This window comes from Falsiroseomonas sp. RANM36 (assembly GCF_056682175.1).
The window spans coordinates 1306323-1307294 of the sequence record NZ_JBWXTD010000003.1 but is presented as its reverse complement, the minus strand read 5'-3'; the positions used below and the strand labels follow the sequence as shown (position 1 = coordinate 1307294).

The following is a 972-nucleotide window of genomic DNA, read 5'->3' as shown; positions in this document are numbered from 1 at the left end:
GCGGCGCGGGGGGGCCGGGGGCGGTGGGGGGGGGGGCGGGCTTTTCCTGGGGGGGGTTGGGGGGGGCCGGCGTTTGAGGGCACGCGCGGAGCGCGTGCAAGAGGAAAGGGTATGGCGATGTCCGGCGGGTCTGTCGAACGGGTGCGGGCGGCGCTGCTGGCGGCCGGACATGCGGATTCCGTGCAGGCCTTCCCGGAAGGCACGCGCAGCGCGGCCGACGCCGCAGCGGCCGTCGGCTGCCAGGTGGCGCAGATCGCGAAATCCATCGTCTTCCGCGGCGGCGAGCGGGTGGTGCTGGTGATCGCCTCCGGCGCCAACCGGGTGGACATGGCCAAGGTGGCCGCGGCCACCGGCCTGCCGGTGAAGCGGGCCGACGGCAGCTGGGTGCGGGACCGGAGCGGCTTCGCCATCGGCGGCGTCGCACCGCTCGGCCACCTGACGCCGCCCGTGGTGCTGGTGGACGAGGATCTTTTTGCGTTCGGGACGGTGTGGGCGGCCGCCGGCTCGCCGATGCATGTCTTCGCGACCACGCCGGAAGCCCTGCTGGCGCTGTCCGGCGGCACGCGGGCCGATGTGAAGGAGACCGCCTGATGCTGCCCGTCACGGCGCTCTATGCGGGGCTGCTCGGCCTCTATTTCGTCTGGCTGGCGACGCGGGTGATCAAGGCGCGGCGCCTGCACCGCGTGGCGCTCGGCACCGGCCACCGGCTGGTCGAGCGGGCGGCGCGCGCGCATGGCAATTTTTCGGAGTACGTGCCCTTCGCGCTGCTGCTGCTCGCGCTCTGCGAGATCAATGGCCTGCCCGACTGGGCGCTGCATGTGCTGGGCGTTGTCCTGGTGGCCGGGCGGGTGCTGCACGCCCAGGGCATCGCGAAGGAGCCCGAGGACTTCAAGTGGCGCGTCCTCGGCATGAGCCTGACCTTCACGATGATGGGCGTGGCGGCCGCCGCGCTGCTCGGGCTGGCGGCCGCCA

General features: G+C 73.5%; 2 protein-coding genes. Both read left to right on the top strand.

Going from position 1 to position 972, the window contains the following annotated elements; all coding sequences use genetic code 11:
• Positions 1–117 precede the first annotated feature (117 nt).
• The gene (locus AC1MIR_RS11100) at positions 118–591 is read left to right on the top strand and encodes a YbaK/EbsC family protein (RefSeq protein ID WP_480028217.1); all 474 of its coding nucleotides are present in this window, start codon (positions 118–120) and stop codon (positions 589–591) included.
• Positions 591–972: MAPEG family protein (locus AC1MIR_RS11095; RefSeq protein ID WP_480028216.1), on the top strand; the 382-nt coding region annotated here is incomplete at its 3' end. The genes AC1MIR_RS11100 and AC1MIR_RS11095, both read left to right, overlap by 1 nt.

Excerpts from the sequence above, each read along its gene's own strand:
- AC1MIR_RS11100 (WP_480028217.1), top strand. The coding sequence starts at position 118 with ATGTCCGGCGGGTCTGTCGAACGGGTGCGGGCGGCGCTGCTGGCGGCC.